The sequence below is a fragment of the Vagococcus sp. AM17-17 genome, from assembly GCF_003471765.1.
Classification (GTDB): Bacteria; Bacillota; Bacilli; order Lactobacillales; family Vagococcaceae; genus Vagococcus; species Vagococcus teuberi.
Window position 1 is genome coordinate 1 of sequence record NZ_QRJY01000014.1, and the last position, 20,908, is coordinate 20,908.

Here is a 20,908-nt window from a genome sequence, read left to right on the forward strand (position 1 = left end):
TTATTTAACCTGAAAAACTTGATTTTGAATCAAAAAGATACGTCGTTTGAATAATAGAAAGTTTCGATAGCTATAGGCCAAACGTTTAATCACTTTAATTTTATTGTTAATGCCTTCTAAGAAACCATTTGAATAAAAAAGTAACTCATCTACCCATTCGGTAGATGACATATTTCTCTTGAATAAAGGACGATAATAAAAGTGTTTATAGTTTGATTCAGAATTATCTTTTAAAAGTAGTTTCCAATAACGCTTTAATCGTCGATTCTGCTTTCCTCCCTCTTGATTGTGGCGTTTTAGTTGATTCATTTCTTTTATTCTTAAGGTGTTGAAAGAGCGGTTAATATGTTGAATGATATGAAATCGATTTGTGACGATTTCGGCATTTGGAAAGACTGTTTTTAATAGTTGACCGTAACTTGCATTCATATCCATGATCAAAAATCTTACTTTTAAACGTGATTTTATGGAATACTTTATAAAGTAAGAAACCAACTTATGTAATCTTTTATCAGGTAAGATATCGATTATTTTTTTAGATGTCGCATCAGCACAAATAAAGCTCATTCTAACATGACAATCAGAAGTAGAGCTAAACTCATCTACACAAAGAGCCGTGGGCAAGAAGTTAAAATTAGATTGCTGATTATTGGTAAATGATACTAACACACGTTTAACAGTATTTTCAGAGACACTGTGGCATTCTGCGATTTTTTTACGTGATCGATTCTCTTTAAAATCAAAAGCAATTTGGTATTTAAGCTGTTTAGAAATTTGACAATAGTCATCTACTATAGAAGTAGAAGCACTGAAAGTTGACCCACAGCTTCCAAAGGTAACGTTCTCTGTGAAGTTTTAGATAAGTTGGGCGACGTTCAACTTCAGGCAATTGACTAATGGTTTGATACGTTCCGTTTTTAACGGATTGATAACATCCACATTTCTGGCATTGCTTATCTTTATTCACTAATCTTCCTGTCATCATGTTAACTGAGCAGTTGTTTCTCGCTTCGCGAGACAACCAATTCTCATTCAAAATAAGAGAATCATCTGTTAAATTGAGTAGTTTTCTTGTATTGTTATCCATAGGGGTATTCTCCTTTGTAATTCTAGTTATAGTCGACTTAATTTTACCAATAAGAATGCCCTTTTTCTATTCCTAAAACAAAAAATCGCATTGATAGAATTTAATCTATTAACACGATTTAGTGTACAGCCATTTTTTTAAGGTCGTTTATCAAGAAAATTCTTATTCTCATATTTTTAAATGATTTGAATGCGTATGACACTCTTTTAATGGAAGCCAATTGGTTTCCGCTGCTTATTTGTTTGTCTTTAAAACTTAGTAAAATTCTATATTTATAGTTTTGAAAATTTCTATAGACATCGGCTATCAGTTTAATTAATTTTATCTTGTTAATTGCGCCCTCTAATGGTCTGTTAGAATAAAAGAATCTGAAGGTAATTTTTATTATAGGTAGGTATTTCTTTAATATTTTGACAGACGTAACCATTTGGTTGGAAATTAAATCATTAATTAACACAAGAAGGTCTGAAAATGTTTCAAAATCATTTGTTTTACAACAATATAATAAATGTTGATAAAGCTTGTAGGTTTCGGTTAATCCTTTATTTAAGCTTAATAAATAATCGATTATCTCTGTTTTAGGTAAAATAATTTTAAATAGTCGTTTATATCGGTAATCTGTATAATTTAGTTCATTAGAATCTTTTAAAAAGAGTTTCCAATATTTTTTTAAGTTTTCTATAGTTCTTTAAATCATTCAGATTAGATGTTCGAAACTTATTCATTGTTCTAATTCCTGTCATATTTAACGAGCGACTAATTAATTGAACGAGATGAAAACGATCAATAATAACTGAAGCATTTGGGAATAGTTTTTTAGCCATCTTAAAATAGCCAGCATTCATATCAAAAACGATAGTAGTTACTTTATTTCATATTTTTAAAGAATATTTCAGAAAATGAGTTTCTAGATTAATAATTTTATTATCAGACAGAATCAGAATAGACAAAACTGTATTGCCATGTTGGTTTTTAACAGATGTCAATTCATCAAAACATAGGTTTTGAGGCAAGTGAGTAAATGTATTTGATAGCTCTTTACCTAGTGTATTGAGAACTCGATTGATTGTCGTAGGGAATACAAAATGTCTTTTAGATAAATCTTTTAGTGAAATAGCATCAGACAATTCAACACCAATAGACTGCTTAACTCTATTATCGATAAAACAATGCTTATTAATTTCTATAGATTCAGCTAGAAAAGACGAGAGACAATGACGGCTAGGAAAGTCAGCACGACCGATAATGACATCTGAGTCCATCCTTGAACAACCTTCTTTTAAATGTAGTCTGTTTCATCATCAGATAAAGAAATAGGATATCCACCACTTTTGTATTTTTTATAGTAATTTAGTGCAGATAGACCCTCATCAAAAACTTTATAAACAGTGTACGTAGTCTGTTTTGCTCGTTTCACTTGGTTCGAAACGTATGTTTCTTTTTTATTTTGATGGTAATAAAATTCTATCAAAACTAGCTAGTCTGTAGTCAGATTTGTATAGGTCATTTGTGATCACTCTCCTTGTTTTCTTTGGTTGGAAAAACAGTTTGAGTGTATCACAAATGATTTTTTTAGTTGTCTAGCTTAATTTTACAATCGACGTATATAAAAATAGCTGCTAAACCAAGGATTAATATTCCGATGAGTGGCAGATATTTTTGGACAACTTCTCCTGTTTTAGGAAGACGAGATAAAGATTTTAGTTCTTGGTTATCGTTGTTTACTTTTTTCTTTTTAGAAACTGTTTTCTGAGATTTAGTGTCTGTCTGACTACTTATTTCACTAGTTCGACTAGTCTCTGAACTGGCTGATTGACTTGAGTGTTCACTAGAGCTTGATTTTGTACTACTAGTTATTTCAGGAATAGGCGTAATTTCAATGCTATCATCTTCACTTACTAGAGCAGCAGAAGATGACGTAGAACTTGATTCTTGTTGACTACTACTTACTGTAGTGTCGGTTGTCTCAGAAGTACTAGTGGTGGAACTCTTTGATTCGTTACTTGTTGTTTGGGTCGTAGAGTCAGTGCTATTTTCTGCAGTCGTAGTATTTGTTACGCTAGTTGTTTCTTGTGTCGACTCATGACTCATACTATCATTTGTTTGACTGGTTTCCATCTCACTACTTGAAGAAGAACTAGACTCAGTTTTTGTTGTTGACTCTGTAGTGGAAGGAATTGTATCGCTTGTTTCAGGAGCGACTACACCTTTTTTGGTGTGCAATTGTTTAAATTGATTATTTTCTTCAAATAGTTTTCCTATTTCTAGTAAAAGTCTATCTTGATTTGTCGCAGCATTAAATTGTATCCCTAAAGGTAAATTATTTTTGCTGACATAAGTAGGTAAACTAATTGCAGGTTGGCCAGTTAAATTTGCTAACTGAGTGAACGGTGTGTATGCTAATGAATTTAACCATTGATCATAGACAACTTTCATACGTTCATCTTTTGTTTTCAACTCATCAATATGTTTGATCTGTTCAGCGTATTCTGGTGTTAATAAAGATTCAGTTAGTCCAGGAGCAGTTGAGGCTGTAGTAGGAGTTAAGATTAATGGGTAATCTTTATATAAAGATTCCATTGTTTCTTTGACTTCATCATTATAAGCACTGACTTTTTCTAAATCTTCTTTATGGACAAATTCACTTGCTTGATAAAGAGCCCAAGTAACTGGATCAACATCGTCTATATGCAAACTTCTTTTTAAAGTTTGTTTAGCTAAAAAGTTTGCTAAACTACCTGAAGCAGTAGCCATTTCATAATATCCGTGCATCAATTTAACGCCATCAACTGGGATAGAGATTTCTTCAGTGACAAATCCTTTTGAATTTAAAAAGTTCACAGCATTCATAACAGCTTGTTTAGCATCATCACTGACAGGTGTCCCAACAGGTGAAGTAGTGGTGTAACCTACTTTTATTCCAGTAAGATTAGTAGGTGTAGGATTAATGTCAGATGTTAATAAATTTTCAAATAAAGCTGTCGTGTCTTCCATGTTTTTAGCAAGTGGGAAATTAACGACTTGTCCAGTTTTAGCATTTCCAGAAATGATTCCTCTAGAAGGTTTTAATCCGACAAGACCATTCCATGATGCTGGAATTCTGATAGACCCACCAGCATCACTTCCAGAAGCAACTGGCACAACACCTGACGCAATTGCGGCCCCAGAACCACCAGAAGAACCACCTGCTTGATAGTTTGGATTCCAAGGACTTCCAGTTGGACCATACAAAGTTGAGTCGGTCACATTTTTCAATCCTAATTGTGGGTAGTTACTTTGACCAATGATAACAAATCCTAAATCTTGTAATGATTTGGCAATTCGCCCATTAAATTTTGTTGTGACATGTTTGTTAAAATCTAACCCATTTGAGTTACTTCCTCCAACGATGCTATGACCTAAACCTTTCATCACGATAGGGACACCAAAAAAAGGTTGACCGTTATCGACCATCTCGCTTGCTTCTTTTAAAGAAAGTTCTTTTCTTGTGGTAATTAAAGCATTTGTTCGTGGGTTTTCTATGTCATTAACTTGAAAAGCTAAGTCAATTAATTCTTCGGTTGTAACTTTTTTCTCTCTTACTAATTTTGCTAAATCAGTGGCACTCATAGAAATATATTCATCAGTTGTTAGCTTAACGTGGTGAGTTGTTTCAGTAATGACGGATGAACTACTAGTGGTAGTGACAGGAACTTCCACTGCTTGAGTATGTATACCAACAGACAATAGAGCTGTGGCAAGTAATAATTTAATATGATTTTTTATCGACATGTTTCTTCTCCTTTTTAACAAACTTCTTAAAGTGTAACCAAAAACAATAAAAAAAGAACCACGTAAATTTTTACGTCGCTCTTTTACTGACAAAAAAGCCAAATATGTGTAAATGATTTATAAAAGTCCACCAATAGAAGACAGTGGTTGAAATAAGCAAAACAATTTTGTTTTTAACGATTTATTAAATGGTAGGCTTTTTGAGTGTTGGCAAAATGAACTTTTGCATATTGTTCTAAAAGGGGCATGCCACCTTTTTTTATGATTTTAGCAGCAGCTATATCTGATTTTTGTCCAGCACCAGAGGGCACAGTAAATCCTAATTCTTTACTAGCTGTTTCTAAACTTGTCAAAAATTCCGCGCGGCAAATAATGGATGCTGCAGCAACCGCCAGATGATATTGTTCTCCTTTTGTCGTAAAGTATAAAGGTTTAGTTACTTGATTTTTCTCTTTAGCTAAATACTTTCGATAGTTTGACTCAGGAGTAAACTGGTCAATTAATATACCTTTGGGGGTAATCGGAGAAATATCTTGTAATAATAAGTAAATCGCTTGGTTATGTAAGGCAACTTTCATCCGATTGACATTATACTCAGGTTGTATTTCATTATATTTTTTGGGTGTGAGTACAAGTTTTCGATAGGGCATGACATGAATAATCTCTTTTGCAATGCGTTTAATATCTGTGTCAGTTAACATTTTAGAATCCTTCACACCTAATTCTTTTAATAAAGGCATGTGTGTTTCATCAACGTAAGCAGCACAAACAACAACTGGTCCAAGATAACTACCATTTCCAACCTCGTCACTCCCCACAACGTTCCATGAAGCAAAATCTTTTGGTAACGAGTTTGAAGAATTAGAAGATTGTTTTTTTTGCGTCGTGTTAGCTTCACGCTTTTCCCACATAGCGGCTTCTTTTTCAGCGTTGAATCCTTGAAAGACAACCTTTTTTGATTGATAAGCTGTGATAACTACTCCAGTAATTTTGGCTTGAAATAATGCATATGGGGGTGTTCTTTGGAAATATGGTTCATAAGCTGTTGTTAGTTCACTGATTAGCTTGTCAGAAGCTAATAATGTTATAGTTTGTTGCATGTTCAACTTCCTTTTTAAAAAAATTTATGTTAAGTATAACATGTTTTTATCATGAATGATTCTTAAGGTACAACTTGCTTAATTGTCAATTAAAAGAAAGTCATATATAATTAAGTTGCTTCTTTTAGTGAAGGATTTATGGGAGGATTTAAGATGGCTCTTGAAGAGAACAAACGTTATAAAGCGACAATTGCAGGAAATACATATACTATTATAGGAAAAGAAAGTCATTATCATATGGATATTGTTAATCAATTGGCAAACGAACAACTTGAAACAATTATGAAAAATGCTCCTAAGCTATCAACTGAACAGGCAGCTATCTTACTAGCGATTAATACACTATCTGTTCAAATAAAACAACAAGAAACCATTCTTGATTTGAAAAAAGATATTAGTGATTTAGAAGATGAGCTGGAGAAAATGATGGGATTAGAAGAACGTCTTGCTAATATTGAATCTAGAGAAAAAGAGATGCGAAAAAAGATACTACAAGAGAATCGTAAGTTGACAGATGAAGAGATGTTAAATCAAATTGAAATTCAAAAAATTGTCAATGAGCAAGCAAAAGAAAAAATTAAACGAAACAATAATCAAAAGAAATCATCAATTAATAAATAAAGAATAAGTAGGTTTTGCAATGGTTATAACGATAATTAGTATACTTATATTATTAACAGGATTTTATGCCGGATATCGCCGAGGATTTGCCTTGCAACTGGTTTATTTTGTCGGATACGCCTTAAGTTTTTTCATGGCAAAAGAATCGTATCAATCAGTTGGTAAAAAGATTGAATTACTCGTCCCTTATCCAGCACCAACACAAACCACTAAACTTAGTGTGTTTGATAATAATTTAATCTTTGATTTAGACAAAGCTTTTTATGCTGGCTTTGCGTTCATACTCATCCTTTTAGTAGGGTATTTAATCACAAGATTTATTGGCATGTTATGCTACAGATTAACGTTTATTCAACTAGCGAATAAAAGCAATCAATTAATAGGTGGTGTAATCAATCTTGGCTTAACTTATATTGGATTAGTACTTGTTCTGACAGTTTTGTCGATGATACCTTTAGGATTTATTCAAAATGCATTTGATAAATCAGGTATTGCTAAGGGAATGATTGAGCATACTCCAGTATTATCAGCCAATCTATACCAATGGTTTATTAAACAAATTATTTTATAAAAGAGAGCCTAATAGAGTAGGCTCTTTATTTACATAAGTCGGATTTTAGGAAGTGAAATAGAGTGAAAAAGAAAATAGAAGATATATTAGAGTTTGATAAAGTCAAACAAATGTTATCTCAACATATTGTAACAAAATCTGGGTTGGAGCATGTTAATGATTTAAAAGCATCACACTCATATGATGAAATAGAAGAAGCATTAATGGAGACGGAAGATGGGCTGACTGTTTTACGTTTACGAGGGGGCATTCCTATGCCAATCTTAGAAAACATCAAACCACATATGAAACGTATTGAAATTGGTGCTATGCTAAATGGTTTAGAGCTAGCACAAGTTGGCCGTGTCTTGACAACTGTTCTTGAAATTCAACATTTCTTTGATGATTTAAAGGATGCGGATATTGAATTACATCGTTTGTATGACTGGTCTGAAAAAATGATTGCTCTACCAGAACTATCAAAAGAAATCAGACATGCAATTGATGAAGATGGTACTGTAACAGATGACGCGTCACCTGAATTAAAACAAATTCGACAAAGTATTAGACGGTCTGAACAAGCGGTGAGAGAACAACTTGACGGGATTCTTCGTGGGAAAAATTCGAATTATCTGAGTGATACGATTGTGACAATGAGAAATGATCGTTATGTTATCCCGGTAAAAAGCGAGTACCGAAGTCATTTTGGTGGTGTTGTCCATGATCAAAGTGCATCTGGTCAAACAGTTTTTGTTGAACCAAGACAAGTAGTTGAATTAAATAATCGTTTAAGACAACATCAAATTTCTGAACGCAAAGAAATCGAGCGAATTTTAGCTGAACTTTCTAATGAATTAGAACCTTACAGACATGATATTTTACAAAATGCTTATGTCTTAGGAAAACTTGATTTTATTAATAGTAAAGCATTGTTTGGAAAACAATTAAAAGCTGTTGTGCCAAGATTGAGCGAGGACAAGGATGTTAACCTTAAACAAGCAAGACACCCACTAATTGATGAAGACGTTGTTGTACCAAATGATATCGTGATTGGAAAAGATTATCAGGCTGTCGTTATTACAGGACCAAATACAGGTGGTAAGACAATTACACTTAAAACATTAGGATTACTACAATTAATGGGACAATCTGGTTTACCAATTCCTGTTGAAGAAGAAAGTAGTATTGGAATCTTTTCAAATATTTATGCAGATATTGGGGACGAGCAATCGATTGAACAGAATTTATCAACGTTCTCTTCACATATGACAAACATTGTGTCAATTTTAGATAATCTTGATTCAGATAGTTTGGTATTATTTGATGAGTTAGGAGCGGGGACAGATCCACAAGAAGGAGCAGCATTGGCTATTTCTATTCTAGATAAAGTGGGAGAAATCGGCGCCTATGTTATGGCAACGACTCACTACCCTGAGTTAAAAGTTTATGGTTATAATCGTCCGAATACAATCAATGCTAGTATGGAATTTGATGTTGATACACTTAGTCCAACATATCGTTTGTTAATTGGGATTCCTGGTCGAAGTAACGCGTTTGAAATATCAAAACGTTTAGGGTTATCTCCTGATATCATTGAGCAATCTAAACAAATTATTGACGGAGAAAGCCAAGATTTAAATGATATGATTTCTGATTTAGAAAATCAACGTAAAATGACGGAAACCGAATATTTGGAAATGCGTCACTATGCTGATGAGGCGGAAAATCTTTATCATGATTTAAAAGAAGCGTATGAACTATTCTTTACCGAACGTGAAAAAGAGATGAATAAAGCGAAAAAAGAAGCAAATGAAGTCATCAGTAAAGCACAAGAAGAATCAGAAAAAATGATTAAAGAAATTCGTCAAATGCAATTAAGAACAGGGAATAATCAATCTGTTAAAGAACATGAATTGATTGAAGTTAAATCAGGATTAGAAAATCTAAAACATGATGAAACGCACTTGAAGAAAAATAAAGTCTTGAAAAAAGCGAAAGAGAAAAAATCATTTAAAGCTGGTGATGATGTTTTAGTTGAAGCATTTGGTCAAAGAGGAACATTGATTGAGAAAGTTGGCAATAGAGAGTGGCAAGTTCAATTAGGTATTCTGAAGATGACTGTCTCAGAAGATGGCATGACACGAATTGCACCGGAGAAAGAACCTAAAATGCGTGTTTCAACGGTAAAAAGTGATGGTGGCGGCAGTCGTCAATCAGTGTCAACTCAACTGGATTTACGTGGTAAACGTTATGAAGATGCCTTGGCAGAAGTTGATCAATACATTGATGCAGCGTTACTTGCAGGTTATCCTCAAGTAACGATTGTCCACGGACGTGGAACGGGTGCTTTAAAACAAGGGGTACAAGAGTACTTGAAAAATAATCGTCGAGTAAAAAAATATAATTTTGCTCCTAGCAATCAAGGTGGAGACGGTGCGACAATTGTGACTTTCTAAAAAGTGAGCAGATTGTTAGTTCTTTACTACCCCCGATGGTATAATCAGTTTATAAAGTAAAAGATGATTTAGGAGATGAATGAATATGGTAGAAAATATTACAGATGCAAACTTTGCAACAGAAACAGATGAAGGATTAGTATTGGTCGACTTCTGGGCACCTTGGTGTGGACCATGTCGTATGCAAGGACCTATCTTAGATGGTATCGCAACAGAATACCAAGACAAAGTAAAAATTGTTAAAGTAAATGTGGATGAAAATCCTCAAACAAGTCAAGCACACGGAATCATGAGTATTCCAACATTATTACTTAAAAAAGATGGTCAAGTTGTTGAACAAATGATTGGTGTCCAACAAAAACCACAATTAGAACAAGTATTTAATAAATATCTTTAAAATTATAATCATTCTATGGTGCTATAATCACTGTGGAATGATTTTTTTTCAACAAATTGTATACTTGATAAAGAGAGAGTACAAGGAGATTAAACTAGTGAACGAAAGAATAAAAAATAAATTAGCTTTGTTGCCAGATCAGCCAGGCTGTTATTTGATGAAAGATAAATATAATACCATCATCTATGTTGGTAAGGCGAAGATTTTAAAAAATCGAGTGCGATCTTATTTTACTGGGACGCATGATGAGAAAACACAACGACTAGTAAGTGAAATTGTAGATTTTGAGACAATTATCACAGAGTCGAATACGGAAGCCTTGCTTTTAGAGATAAATTTAATCCAAAAGAATATGCCGAAGTATAACATTATGTTAAAAGATGATAAAAGCTATCCTTTTATCAAGATAACAAATGAAAAAGCCCCGAGACTATTAATTACACGAAAAGTATTAAAAGATAATGCGATTTATTTTGGCCCGTATCCAGATGTAAAAGCAGCGAATGAAACGAAACGATTGCTTGATAAGATTTATCCACTTAGAAAATGTAAAAATTTACCAAATGAAGTGTGTTTATACTATCATATGGGACAATGTTTAGGTCCTTGTGTGAACCCAGTAGTAGAAGCAAAGTATAAAGAGATGGTAGAAGAAATTAAAAAGTTTTTAAATGGTGGCTATACTGAGATTCAAAAAGAAATTGAAGGAAAAATGATAAAAGCCTCTGAAAATATGGAGTTTGAAAAAGCGGCAGAATATCGTGATCAAATTCAGTCTATTCAAAGTGTGATGACCAAACAAAAAATGACGAATGCAGATTTTGTCGATCGTGATGTTTTTGGCTATTATGCTGACAAAGGGTGGATGGTTGTTCAAGTCTTTTTTGTTAGACAAGGAAAACTAATTGAACGAAATGTATTTGATTTTCCATTTTACAATGAGCCAGAGGAAGATATGTTGACTTTTATTGGGCAGTTTTATCAAGAGAATCACCATTTTGTTCCTAAAGAAATACTATTACCAAAAGAACTGGATAAAAGCCTTGTCGAAGCGATGATTCCAACTAAAATTTTACAACCTCAACGCGGAGAGAAAAAAGATTTAGTGAATCTAGCCAATAAAAATGCCAAAATATATTTAGAAGAACAATTTAATTTAATAGAAAGAAAAGAAGATAGAACAATTGGCGCTGTAGAAAAATTAGGGCAAGCAATGAAAATACCAACGCCTAATAGAATAGAAGCATTTGATAACTCGAATATTATGGGAGTGGATCCCGTTTCTGCTATGGTGGTTTACATTGACGGAAAACCATCAAAAAAAGACTATCGTAAATTTAAAATTAAAACAGTTGAAGGTCCAGATGATTATTCTTCAATGAAAGAAGTGATTTATCGAAGGTATTCACGAGTGATAAAGGACAATTTACCAATGCCGGATTTAATTTTAATTGATGGTGGAAAAGGACAAGTACATGCTGCTCAAGATGTTCTTGATAACCAATTAGGTTTAGATATACCAATTGCAGGATTAGCTAAAAATGATCAGCATAAAACTAGTGAATTATTATTTGGGCCAGACTTAGATGTTGTGCCTTTAAAAAGAAGTTCTTCAGAGTTCTTTTTACTTCAACGTATACAAGATGAGGTGCATAGATTTGCGATAACATTCCACCGTTCAACCCGTAGTAAAACAAGTTTCGCATCAAAACTTGACGGAATAGAAGGTCTTGGACCAAAACGTAAGAAAAAACTATTAACGACATTTAAATCTATGAAAAAAATTGAGGAAGCAAGTGTTGAAGATTTAGTTGATTCTGGCCTTCCAAAAACTGTTGCAACCAATGTATACCAACATTTTCAAACGATAAAAAAATAGTCAAAGTAGCAAAAAAGTGTTACAATTTATAACGTGTTTTTTTAATTCGATAACAGAGGAGTTTTAACCATGAGTTTAATCATACAAATTATTACATTAGTTATCATTTTTACCAGTATGTTTATTTATTATCGCCAAGTGAGTAAAGCAAAAAAGAGTCAGTTAGGTTTAGAAGTATTAGCAAGAACATCTCAACTTAGTATGAGTGCTTTTGTTTTAGGTCTTGGTGTTATTTTAATTGAATTAAATTCGTTTGGATTATCAAGAAGTGAGTTTGTGAATCACTTACTGATTTATGGAGCATTTGTCAGTTTGGTAACAATAATCAGTATTTGGTACTACTCTCGAACGCTAAAAAAATAGAAACATATTTGTTTAAAAAGTCACAGTCAAATATTTTGACTTTTTTGTGAAAAAGAACTATAGTGTCCATTGAATAAAAGTTGGAGGGAATAAAAAATGAGCAGACCTAGAGTCGTTATTTTGGGAGCAGGCTATGCAGGCTTAAAAACAGCTAAAGAATTAAGTAAGAAAAATGTTGATGCTGATATCATTTTGGTGAACAAAAATGATTATCACTATGAATCAACGCAGTTACACGAAGTAGCAGCAGGAACAGAACCAGCCAGTAAAATAACTTTCAACATTGTTGATGTTATTGATACTAAGAAAGTTCAGTTCTTAAAGGACACTGTTATCAAAGTGGATAAAGATAACAAAAAAGTTTTATTAGAAAATACTGGTGAATTAGCTTATGACTATTTAGTGATGGCATTAGGATTTGAATCAGAAACATTTGGTATTCCAGGTGTTGATGACTATTCGTTACCATTAGTGAATATTAAAACAGCTGAAGTAGCACAAGCTCATCTAGATAGAGCATTAGCTAACTACCAAAAATCTAAAGATGAATTAGATTTATCTATCGTTGTTTGTGGAGCTGGATTTACAAGTATTGAGTATTTAGGAGAAATTACAAATCGTATTCCTAAATTAGCTAAAACAATGAATTTTCCAATGGATAAAGTGAAAATTACTTGTATTGAAGCAATGCCAACATTACTACCAATGTTCTCTGAAAAACTTGGTCAATTTGGTATTGATGTATTGAAAAAACGTGGTGTAACGTTTAAAGTCGGAACACCAATTAAAGAAATCAAAGAGCATACTGTTGTTTACGAAGAAAATGGTGAGTTAAAAGAAGTTCATGCTCATACCATTATTTGGACAACGGGTGTTAAAGGTAGTCATGTTGTTGGTGAATCTGGATTTTCTGAACGTCGTGGACGTGTAATGGTTGAAAAAGATTTACGTGTTGAAGGATATCCTGATATCTTCATGATCGGTGACGTGAGTGCTGTGATGGATGAAGAGTCTGGAAGACCATTCCCAACAACAGCTCAAATTGCTATTAAACAAGGTGAAGCGGCTGCAAATAACTTAGCTCGCTTATTAACTAACCAACCAACAGAAGCTTTTACTTTCAAATCTTTAGGTACTGTTGCTTCAATCGGTAATAATGTTGGTATCGGACAAATATTAGGTGGTAAAGAAGTCAAAGGTTATATGGGTTCAATTGTTAAGAAAAGCATTATTAATAAATCACTTCTTGCGGTAGGAACAGCAGGAACCCTTCTTAAAAAAGGTCGATTTGATTATTATCATTAAGATAAAATTAAACAGCAATTCTAAGTATTTATACTTAAGATTGCTGTTTTTTGTTTTATTAAATCATTTATTATTATAAAGTTGATGCATAATTTTTTTACCTGTTTTAGTGGCAGCTAGTCCACCTTCAGCAGTTTCTTTAAAAGCAGAAGGCATTTGCATTCCCACTTGATGCATGGCTTCAATGACTTCATCAACAGGAATGACACTTTTTACTCCTGCTAAAGCCATATCGGCAGAAATAAATGCTTGTGATGCACCAAGAGCATTTCTCTTAATACAAGGAATTTCTACCAAGCCTGCAACTGGGTCACAGATTAAACCAAGCATATTGATAATAGTAATAGCGACAGCTTGAGATGCTTGTTCAGGTGTACCACCACAAGTTTCAACAAGTGCTCCACTTGCCATAGCGCTAGCTGATCCGACTTCAGCTTGGCATCCTCCAGCAGCCCCGCTAATTGAGGCATTGTTAGCAATGACTAAACCGATAGCACCAGCTGCAAATAAAAAGTTGATTTGTTGCTCTTTTGTTAAATCACGTTCATCTGTTAGAGCAGATAATACTCCAGCAGCTACACCGGCACTCCCAGCAGTAGGTGTGGCGCAAATTAACCCCATCTCAGCATTTACTTCATTGACTGCCATGGCATTTTGCACTGCACGTAAAATAGTTTCACCACTTAAAAAATCACCTTTATTAATATATTGATTCATTCTAGGAGCATCTCCACCGGTTAAACCGGTTACGGAAGTGACCCCTTTTACCCCTTTTTCAATTGAGGCTGACATGACGGAAAGATTTTTTTCCATGTGAGCTATAATCACTTCACGTGGTCGCTGTGAAACTTCTATTTCTGTTTGGATCATGGCTTCAGCAAGCGAACCATATTCATTTGCTAAAATAACTAATTCTTCAATTGTTTCAAACATTCCTGTGTCCTTTCTAGTTGAAAAAATCAACCGCATCAATATATTCTATTTGTCGTAATGAATCAAGTAAACCTTCTACTCGGTTATCAACTTCGATAATCATCATTGCTTTTTCGCCTTTTGCTTCACGAGTTAATGTCATCGTACTAATATTAATATTCTTTTCAGATAATAGCCGTGTCACATTTGCAACAACTCCAGGTTTATCTTGATGGAAAGTAATGTAGGTTGGGGTAGAAAAATCTAGATTAATTTTAAACCCATTTAATTCCGAAATTTGAATCGATCCGCCACCAATAGAAATTCCTGTACATGTCATTGTTCGATCTTTTGTTCGAAGCACCATTTTAACTTGGTTTGGGTGATCTGCTTTTTCAATTTTAGGTATAAACGCCACTTCCATCCCTTTTTCATGTGCAAGTTCTAAAGATTTAGATAGACGATCATCGTCAGGTTCCATACCGAGTAACCCACCGACTAGGGCAATATCAGTACCGTGACCTCTATATGTTTTAGCAAATGATTCATACAAGTAAATATCAACAGATAAAGGCTGCTCACCTAATATTCGTCTGATGACTTTACCAATTCTTGCAGCTCCTGCAGTATGAGAACTACTTGGACCAATCATGACTGGTCCAATGATATCGAAAACGCTATTATATTGACCCATATTTTTCCTCCATATTTATTTAATCATTGGTTTTAGTTTACCATAAAGCTTATTCTATACCTTGAATTAAGTCTTTTTTTTATTTAAATATAATGTGATAAAATGGAAAAAAACGTATATTAATTTATGAGTGGAGGAATATAGATGAAAACAGAATTAATTGTTGTTGGAACAGAGCTTCTACTTGGGCAAATAGTCAACACAAATGGGGCATATTTATCGAAAGAATTAGCAGATTTAGGTTATGAAGTTTATTTTGAAACGACGGTAGGTGATAATAAAAAAAGATTAACGGACACAATAGAATTAGCATCTACAAGAAGTGAATTAGTTATCTTATGTGGTGGATTAGGACCAACTACAGATGATTTAACAAAAGAAGTGGTGAGTGAATTCATTCATGAACCACTAGAGTATGATGAAGAATCTCTAGAAAAAATCTATCATCTGTTTACGTCAAATGATAAAAAAATGCCTGAAAATAATAAACAACAAGCTCTAACATTTAAGAAAGGGATCACATTAAAAAATCCGACAGGACTCGCATGCGGAATTTTTATTACGGTGAATGATGTTAATTATTTACTATTACCTGGTCCACCAAGTGAATTGACAGCTATGTTTGAACAGGTTGCTAAACCTTTACTCAGAAAACTAGCTCCACATCATAAAGAATTAATATCACGTTATTTGCGATTTATTGATATAGGAGAATCACAACTTGTGACAGATTTATCTGATTTAATTGATGCACAGACTAATCCAACCGTGGCTCCCTACGCGAAATCAAATGAAGTAATGTTACGACTTACGGCGCAAAGTTCAGATTTACAAATAGCCAATCATTTACTAGATGAAATGGAAGATAAAATATTAGCTATTGAGAAAGAATTCTTCTATGGCTATGGAGAAGAGTTGACCATACAAGATGTCGCTGTTAATCAATTAAAACAAAAGGGCAAAACTCTTGCGGTGATTGACATATTAACAGACGGACAGTTCTTTACAAAAGGGATTGAGGTGAAAGGTGGGACTGATGTTGTTAAATTTGGATTAGCTCTTGAGAACAAAGATATGTTAACTACAGTATTTGATAAAACATTTGATACAAACGATGATGAGATGCTTGGAAAAGAAATAGCGACATATAGTTTACAAAAGTTTGGCACAGATTATGTGATGGTTCTCTTAGGAGATTTAAGTCGTGGAAATGATGAATTACCAGAAGGGACTGTTTGGTTTGTCTTAGCTAGTGAAAATGGTGTGGTATGTAAAAAAAGAGTGTTTAAACGTCATCTAGCTTATATGAAGGATGGTGCCGTTAAACACGCATATAATTTTATTCGATTAAATAGTTAAAATAAAACACACGAATATTTGTTCGCTTTTTTCTTGCTTTTTTGAATAAAAAAAAGTATATTATAGAGTGAAGAGATAAATATAACTGGAGGTACATACATGTCAGATAATCGTAAAGCAGCTTTAGATGCTGCCTTAAAAAAAATAGAAAAAGATTTTGGGAAAGGTTCAGTGATGAAACTAGGTGAAAAAGTTGATACTCAGATTTCGACTGTTTCAAGTGGTTCTCTTGCCCTAGACTCAGCTTTAGGAGTTGGTGGGTACCCACGAGGTAGAATCATTGAAGTATATGGCCCAGAAAGTTCAGGAAAAACAACGGTTGCATTGCATGCTATTGCCTCAGTACAAAAAGCAGGGGGAACAGCAGCGTTTATCGATGCTGAGCATGCTTTAGATCCAAAATATGCGAGTGCCTTAGGAGTCAACATTGATGAGCTTCTTTTATCACAGCCGGATACTGGAGAACAAGGGCTAAACATTGCTGAAGCACTTGTTTCAAGTGGAGCAATTGATATTGTTGTTGTCGATTCAGTAGCTGCTTTAGTACCAAGAGCTGAGATTGATGGTGAAATGGGAGATTCTCATGTGGGTCTTCAAGCACGTTTGATGTCACAAGCGTTGAGAAAATTATCTGGAACAATTAATAAAACAAAAACAATTGCGATATTTATTAACCAAATTCGTGAAAAAGTTGGTGTGATGTTTGGTAACCCAGAAACAACTCCTGGAGGACGAGCATTGAAATTTTACGCAACTGTTCGTTTGGAAGTTCGTAGAGCAGAACAATTAAAATCAGGAACAGATATTATTGGTAATAGAACGAAAATTAAAGTAGTTAAAAATAAAGTAGCGCCACCATTTAGAATTGCTGAAGTTGATATCATGTATGGTGAAGGAATCTCTCAAGAGGGAGAACTACTGGATATGGCTGCTGATAAGGACATCGTCAACAAAAGTGGTGCATGGTATTCTTATAAAGAAGAACGTATCGGTCAAGGACGCGAGAATGCGAAGAAATATCTGACAGATCATCCAGAAATGAGAGAAGAAATTTATCAAAAAGTTCGTCTAGCATATAATATGGATGGAGTTGCACCAGAAGAAGCGACCGAAGAAAATGAAAAAACTGAAGAAGTATCATTAGATTTAGAAGATTAAAAAATCAACTCCTATATAGATCATTGAATAGTAATGAGTGTTATTTATCGATGATAATATAGAGGAGTTGATTTTTTTCTTTCATATTTGAATCTTTTTTTAAGTTGACACTCCTTTTAACAAAGATTAGAATATATAATGTATAGAAATATATACACTCATATTTTATATACGATTTAGTCATAATGATATGTTTTAAATCTATGAATAACACAATAATAAAGATAGTATGGAGGTGTTTTTATGGCTGCTACGATACTCCTTGCTATCATCGGTTTAATTGTAGGTCTAGCAATTGGCTATTTTATTGCCATGACTCGACATAAGAAGTCTATAGAAGGAGCGAATAATACTGCCACCGGAATTATTCGACAGGCCAAGAAAGAGGCTGAGACTCTAAAAAAAGAGCATTTGTTGGAAGCAAAAGAACTGAATCAACAATACCGATTAGAAATTGAAAGTGAGCTGAAGGAAGAAAGAGCTGAACTAAAAAATCAAGAAAATAGACTATTACAAAGAGAAAATAATCTTGATCGAAAAGATGACTCTTTAGAAAAACGCGAACGCTCACTTGAAGACAAAGAGGAGAAACTTGATTCAAGGAAGCAATTGATTGATGAGCGGGAAAAAGAGGTATCAACCCTAATTGAAAAGCAAGAGATAGAACTCGAACGTATAGCAGGTCTATCTAAAGAAGAAGCACAAACAATTATTATGGATGATATGAAAGTTGAATTGTCTCATGATAGAGCCATGTTGATTAAAGAAAGTGAACAACGTGTGAAAGATGAAGTTGATCGCAAGGCACGCAATATGTTGGCATTAGCCATTCAAAGAAGTGCGGCAGATCAAATTTCAGAGTTAACAGTAACGGTTGTTACATTACCTAATGATGATATGAAAGGTCGTATTATTGGTCGAGAAGGACGAAACATACGAACACTTGAAACATTAACAGGTATTGATTTAATTATTGATGATACACCAGAAGCAGTGGTATTATCAGGTTTTGATCCAATTAGACGTGAAATCGCACGTATGACTTTAGAAAAATTAATCCAAGATGGTCGTATCCATCCAGCTAGAATTGAAGAGATGGTGGAAAAATCTCGCAAAGAAATGGATGAACGTATCAGAGAATATGGTGAAAACGCAGCATTTGAAGTAGGAGTGCATTCACTTCACCCAGATTTAATAAAAATACTTGGTCGCTTAAGATTTAGAACAAGTTATGGTCAAAATGTATTAAATCATTCGATAGAAGTAGCGAAATTAGCTGGAGTTTTAGCTGAGGAGCTAGGAGAAGATGCCACTCTAGCAAGACGTGCGGGATTATTACATGATATTGGTAAAGCACTTGATCATGAAGTTGATGGCTCACACGTAGAGATTGGAACAGAGCTTGTAAGTAAGTACAAAGAAAATCCTGTTGTGATTAACGCTGTTGCCTCTCACCATGGTGACGTAGAAGCAACGTCAGTTATTTCAGTACTTGTTGCTGCTGCCGATGCATTATCAGCTGCTCGACCAGGAGCTCGTAGTGAATCATTAGAAAATTATATTAAGCGTCTTGAACGTTTAGAAGGTATTGCAAATGACTTCCCCGGAGTTGACACAAGTTTTGCTATTCAAGCCGGTCGTGAGATACGTGTGGCTGTTAAACCAAATGAAGTAACAGATGATGAAGCAGTTATTTTAGTACATGACATTCGTAAACGCATTGAAGATGAACTTGAATATCCAGGGCACATTAAAGTAACTGTTGTTCGTGAAGTACGAGCGGTAGATTATGCTAAATAGTATTGAAAAGACTCAGAGAAATCTGGGTCTTTTTTAGGCTCTTTGTCAACTAGTGTTGGTAAAAGTTCAAACGTTAGAATTTAGGATCTAGAAAGCTTTTTAGTTTTCTAGATCTTTTTTGGTGATTTGAAAGCAGACTTCTTTAAACAAATTGATAGTCGTAGCTTAAAATTATAAAAACTTCTCATGCCATAGGCATTACGCTTTATGACTTTAATATGGTTATTCATACATTCTAAAGGACCATTTGAATAAGATGTTTCAAAGGTGTTTTTTATTTCTTATCGATACTTTTTAAATGTTTTAAAAACAGTAACAAACTCTTTAAATTGTGTCGTTTGATCAATTAATTCTATAAATAAAGAATAATCTTTTGTTTGAATCGCTCTTAAAATTTGTTGATAGGTGTTGTAAGTTTCTGCCAATTTAGAATCACAGGCTAGTAGGCGTTCAAGTAATTCTTTTTCAGAAAGATACGTTTTAAATGAAGGACGCCAATGTTGCTCGATATACTCTAATTTGTCATAACTTTTTTGAAGTATCTTCCAATATTTTTTAATTCGCCTATAGATAATGCCATTATCTTTATATTTTAATTGAGTCATTATTTTAATCCGTATCTTTTGAAATGCTCTGCCGATATGTTGAACGAGATGGAATTTATCTAAAACTACTTTAGCCTTAGGGAAAACCCGTTTAGTCAAATTGATATAAGGTTGATAGGTATCTGAAACAACATATTTTACGTGTTTCCTATTAGCTAAAGAGAAGCCGTTAAAATAATTCTCATTTTTTGGTAATCTTCGATCAGGTAAAATATCAAGTAATTCATTTGTTTCGCCGTCCATCATAATAAAGCTTAATTGAACCAGCTACTTTTTTAACGGATTTAAATTCATCAAAACAAAGGACGGATGGCAGCTCATAACTATATTTCTTGATTGGTTAATATCACTCATGGCGTATTTAGAGGTTAATTGTTTCGCGACAAGACGTTTAAAATTATTAGAAATACAGTTGTTTCTAGAAACGAAAGGAGTATCTAAAACAAAGGTCGTATCACATTTTTTACAAAAGAAACGACGTTTCTTTAATCTAATATAAATGACATATTCCGAAACACTAGGCATTTTAATTAGACTAGTTGTATATCCCCATTTAATAATATTAGAGTGGTTACTTTGACAATGCTGACAGCATTGAGGAAATTCTTCTAAAAAGCCATGGAATATCCGAGAGAACACGCCTTTTATTTTTTCAGTAGATAAACAGTTTTCATTAAAAATAATATTTAGGTCTAGTATATTTAAGTTATCTTTGATAGTCTGTGAATATGACATGTGGTATCCTCCTTGGTTTGTTTTTCGCAATTTCATTCTAACGGATATCACATGTTTTTGTGTACAAAAAAAACTGCCGGTAACTTTTGTTACCAACAGTAGAAATTATAGAGCTC

Annotated in this window: 17 protein-coding genes and 3 pseudogenes; 10 read left to right on the forward strand and 10 right to left on the reverse strand. The window is 33.7% G+C overall.

All coding sequences use genetic code 11. The annotated features are described in order from the left end of the window. The 6 genes and pseudogenes from DW196_RS09815 to rnhC all read right to left on the reverse strand — a co-directional run bounded on the left by DW196_RS09815 (position 1) and on the right by rnhC (position 5,958). Positions 1-1,087: pseudogene (locus DW196_RS09815) on the reverse strand (ISL3 family transposase). Positions 1,088-1,361: 274 nt separating this feature from the next. Beyond that, positions 1,362-1,769, reverse strand: a pseudogene (locus DW196_RS11795) (transposase); the annotation flags it as partial. Continuing rightward, positions 1,723-1,944 (reverse strand): transposase, encoded by a 222-nt coding sequence (locus DW196_RS11800; RefSeq protein ID WP_370447152.1) that lies wholly within the window; start codon positions 1,942-1,944, stop codon positions 1,723-1,725. The gene DW196_RS11800 and the pseudogene DW196_RS11795, both read right to left, overlap by 47 nt. A gap of 15 nt (positions 1,945-1,959) precedes the next feature. Then, on the reverse strand, positions 1,960-2,349 hold the full coding sequence (locus DW196_RS09830) for a hypothetical protein (protein ID WP_118251147.1): 390 nt from the start codon (positions 2,347-2,349) through the stop codon (positions 1,960-1,962). Positions 2,350-2,659: 310 nt separating this feature from the next. Further along, complete coding sequence (locus DW196_RS09835) at positions 2,660-4,858, reverse strand: amidase family protein (protein ID WP_118251163.1); 2,199 nt, start codon at positions 4,856-4,858, stop codon at positions 2,660-2,662. 173 nt (positions 4,859-5,031) lie between these two features. After that, positions 5,032-5,958 carry a ribonuclease HIII gene (gene rnhC, locus DW196_RS09840; protein WP_118251148.1) on the reverse strand — a complete coding sequence of 309 codons (927 nt, stop codon included), beginning with the start codon at positions 5,956-5,958 and terminating at the stop codon, positions 5,032-5,034. Between the two features lie 153 nt (positions 5,959-6,111). Between rnhC and zapA the strand changes: the two genes are divergently transcribed. The 7 genes from zapA (at position 6,112) to DW196_RS09875 (ending at position 13,529) form a co-directional block, all read left to right on the forward strand. Continuing rightward, positions 6,112-6,579: a cell division protein ZapA gene (gene zapA / locus DW196_RS09845; protein WP_071456349.1), complete on the forward strand. Its 468-nt coding sequence runs from the start codon at positions 6,112-6,114 to the stop codon at positions 6,577-6,579. Between the two features lie 19 nt (positions 6,580-6,598). Beyond that, positions 6,599-7,150: a CvpA family protein gene (locus DW196_RS09850; protein WP_118251150.1), complete on the forward strand. Its 552-nt coding sequence runs from the start codon at positions 6,599-6,601 to the stop codon at positions 7,148-7,150. Positions 7,151-7,212: 62 nt separating this feature from the next. Next, positions 7,213-9,585, forward strand: coding sequence for an endonuclease MutS2 (locus DW196_RS09855; RefSeq protein ID WP_118251151.1), 2,373 nt, complete (start codon positions 7,213-7,215; stop codon positions 9,583-9,585). Between the two features lie 85 nt (positions 9,586-9,670). Next, positions 9,671-9,982 carry a thioredoxin gene (gene trxA, locus DW196_RS09860; RefSeq protein ID WP_118251152.1) on the forward strand — a complete coding sequence of 104 codons (312 nt, stop codon included), beginning with the start codon at positions 9,671-9,673 and terminating at the stop codon, positions 9,980-9,982. Positions 9,983-10,079: 97 nt separating this feature from the next. Next, complete coding sequence (gene uvrC / locus DW196_RS09865) at positions 10,080-11,861, forward strand: excinuclease ABC subunit UvrC (RefSeq protein ID WP_071456353.1); 1,782 nt, start codon at positions 10,080-10,082, stop codon at positions 11,859-11,861. Positions 11,862-11,930: 69 nt separating this feature from the next. Then, complete coding sequence (locus DW196_RS09870; protein WP_118251153.1) at positions 11,931-12,224, forward strand: hypothetical protein; 294 nt, start codon at positions 11,931-11,933, stop codon at positions 12,222-12,224. Positions 12,225-12,320: 96 nt separating this feature from the next. Further along, a complete protein-coding gene (locus DW196_RS09875) occupies positions 12,321-13,529 on the forward strand; it encodes an NAD(P)/FAD-dependent oxidoreductase (protein ID WP_118251154.1) in 1,209 nt (402 codons plus the stop codon). A 63-nt stretch (positions 13,530-13,592) separates the two neighbouring features. Here the strand turns inward: DW196_RS09875 and sdaAA are convergent, their stop codons facing one another. Together sdaAA and sdaAB are read right to left on the reverse strand one after the other, a co-directional pair. Next, positions 13,593-14,462 (reverse strand): L-serine ammonia-lyase, iron-sulfur-dependent, subunit alpha, encoded by an 870-nt coding sequence (sdaAA, locus tag DW196_RS09880; protein ID WP_071456356.1) that lies wholly within the window; start codon positions 14,460-14,462, stop codon positions 13,593-13,595. Between the two features lie 13 nt (positions 14,463-14,475). Next, positions 14,476-15,135: an L-serine ammonia-lyase, iron-sulfur-dependent subunit beta gene (gene sdaAB, locus DW196_RS09885; protein WP_071456357.1), complete on the reverse strand. Its 660-nt coding sequence runs from the start codon at positions 15,133-15,135 to the stop codon at positions 14,476-14,478. 144 nt (positions 15,136-15,279) lie between these two features. On the opposite strand from sdaAB, the gene DW196_RS09890 reads away from it, so the two are divergent. From DW196_RS09890 to rny, 3 genes are all read left to right on the forward strand, one after another. Then, positions 15,280-16,494 (forward strand): CinA family nicotinamide mononucleotide deamidase-related protein, encoded by a 1,215-nt coding sequence (locus DW196_RS09890; RefSeq protein WP_118251155.1) that lies wholly within the window; start codon positions 15,280-15,282, stop codon positions 16,492-16,494. A 99-nt stretch (positions 16,495-16,593) separates the two neighbouring features. After that, a complete protein-coding gene (gene recA, locus DW196_RS09895; protein ID WP_118251156.1) occupies positions 16,594-17,652 on the forward strand; it encodes a recombinase RecA in 1,059 nt (352 codons plus the stop codon). 243 nt (positions 17,653-17,895) lie between these two features. After that, on the forward strand, positions 17,896-19,452 hold the full coding sequence (rny, locus tag DW196_RS09900) for a ribonuclease Y (RefSeq protein ID WP_118251157.1): 1,557 nt from the start codon (positions 17,896-17,898) through the stop codon (positions 19,450-19,452). Positions 19,453-19,559: 107 nt separating this feature from the next. On the opposite strand, the pseudogene DW196_RS11625 reads toward rny, so the two are convergent. Together DW196_RS11625 and DW196_RS11630 are read right to left on the reverse strand one after the other, a co-directional pair. After that, positions 19,560-20,303 (reverse strand): annotated as a pseudogene (locus DW196_RS11625) (ISL3 family transposase). Positions 20,304-20,324: 21 nt separating this feature from the next. Then, positions 20,325-20,792 (reverse strand): transposase family protein, encoded by a 468-nt coding sequence (locus DW196_RS11630; protein ID WP_233541953.1) that lies wholly within the window; start codon positions 20,790-20,792, stop codon positions 20,325-20,327. Positions 20,793-20,908 lie beyond the last annotated feature (116 nt).

Coding starts and splice junctions, on each gene's coding strand:
- DW196_RS09830 (WP_118251147.1), bottom strand. CDS start 2,349: ATGGACTCAGATGTCATTATCGGTCGTGCTGACTTTCCTAGCCGTCAT.
- DW196_RS09835 (WP_118251163.1), bottom strand. CDS start 4,858: ATGTCGATAAAAAATCATATTAAATTATTACTTGCCACAGCTCTATTG.
- rnhC (WP_118251148.1), bottom strand. CDS start 5,958: ATGCAACAAACTATAACATTATTAGCTTCTGACAAGCTAATCAGTGAA.
- zapA (WP_071456349.1), top strand. CDS start 6,112: ATGGCTCTTGAAGAGAACAAACGTTATAAAGCGACAATTGCAGGAAAT.
- DW196_RS09850 (WP_118251150.1), top strand. CDS start 6,599: ATGGTTATAACGATAATTAGTATACTTATATTATTAACAGGATTTTAT.
- trxA (WP_118251152.1), top strand. CDS start 9,671: ATGGTAGAAAATATTACAGATGCAAACTTTGCAACAGAAACAGATGAA.
- DW196_RS09870 (WP_118251153.1), top strand. CDS start 11,931: ATGAGTTTAATCATACAAATTATTACATTAGTTATCATTTTTACCAGT.
- DW196_RS09875 (WP_118251154.1), top strand. CDS start 12,321: ATGAGCAGACCTAGAGTCGTTATTTTGGGAGCAGGCTATGCAGGCTTA.
- sdaAA (WP_071456356.1), bottom strand. CDS start 14,462: ATGTTTGAAACAATTGAAGAATTAGTTATTTTAGCAAATGAATATGGT.
- sdaAB (WP_071456357.1), bottom strand. CDS start 15,135: ATGGGTCAATATAATAGCGTTTTCGATATCATTGGACCAGTCATGATT.
- DW196_RS09890 (WP_118251155.1), top strand. CDS start 15,280: ATGAAAACAGAATTAATTGTTGTTGGAACAGAGCTTCTACTTGGGCAA.
- recA (WP_118251156.1), top strand. CDS start 16,594: ATGTCAGATAATCGTAAAGCAGCTTTAGATGCTGCCTTAAAAAAAATA.
- rny (WP_118251157.1), top strand. CDS start 17,896: ATGGCTGCTACGATACTCCTTGCTATCATCGGTTTAATTGTAGGTCTA.
- DW196_RS11630 (WP_233541953.1), bottom strand. CDS start 20,792: ATGTCATATTCACAGACTATCAAAGATAACTTAAATATACTAGACCTA.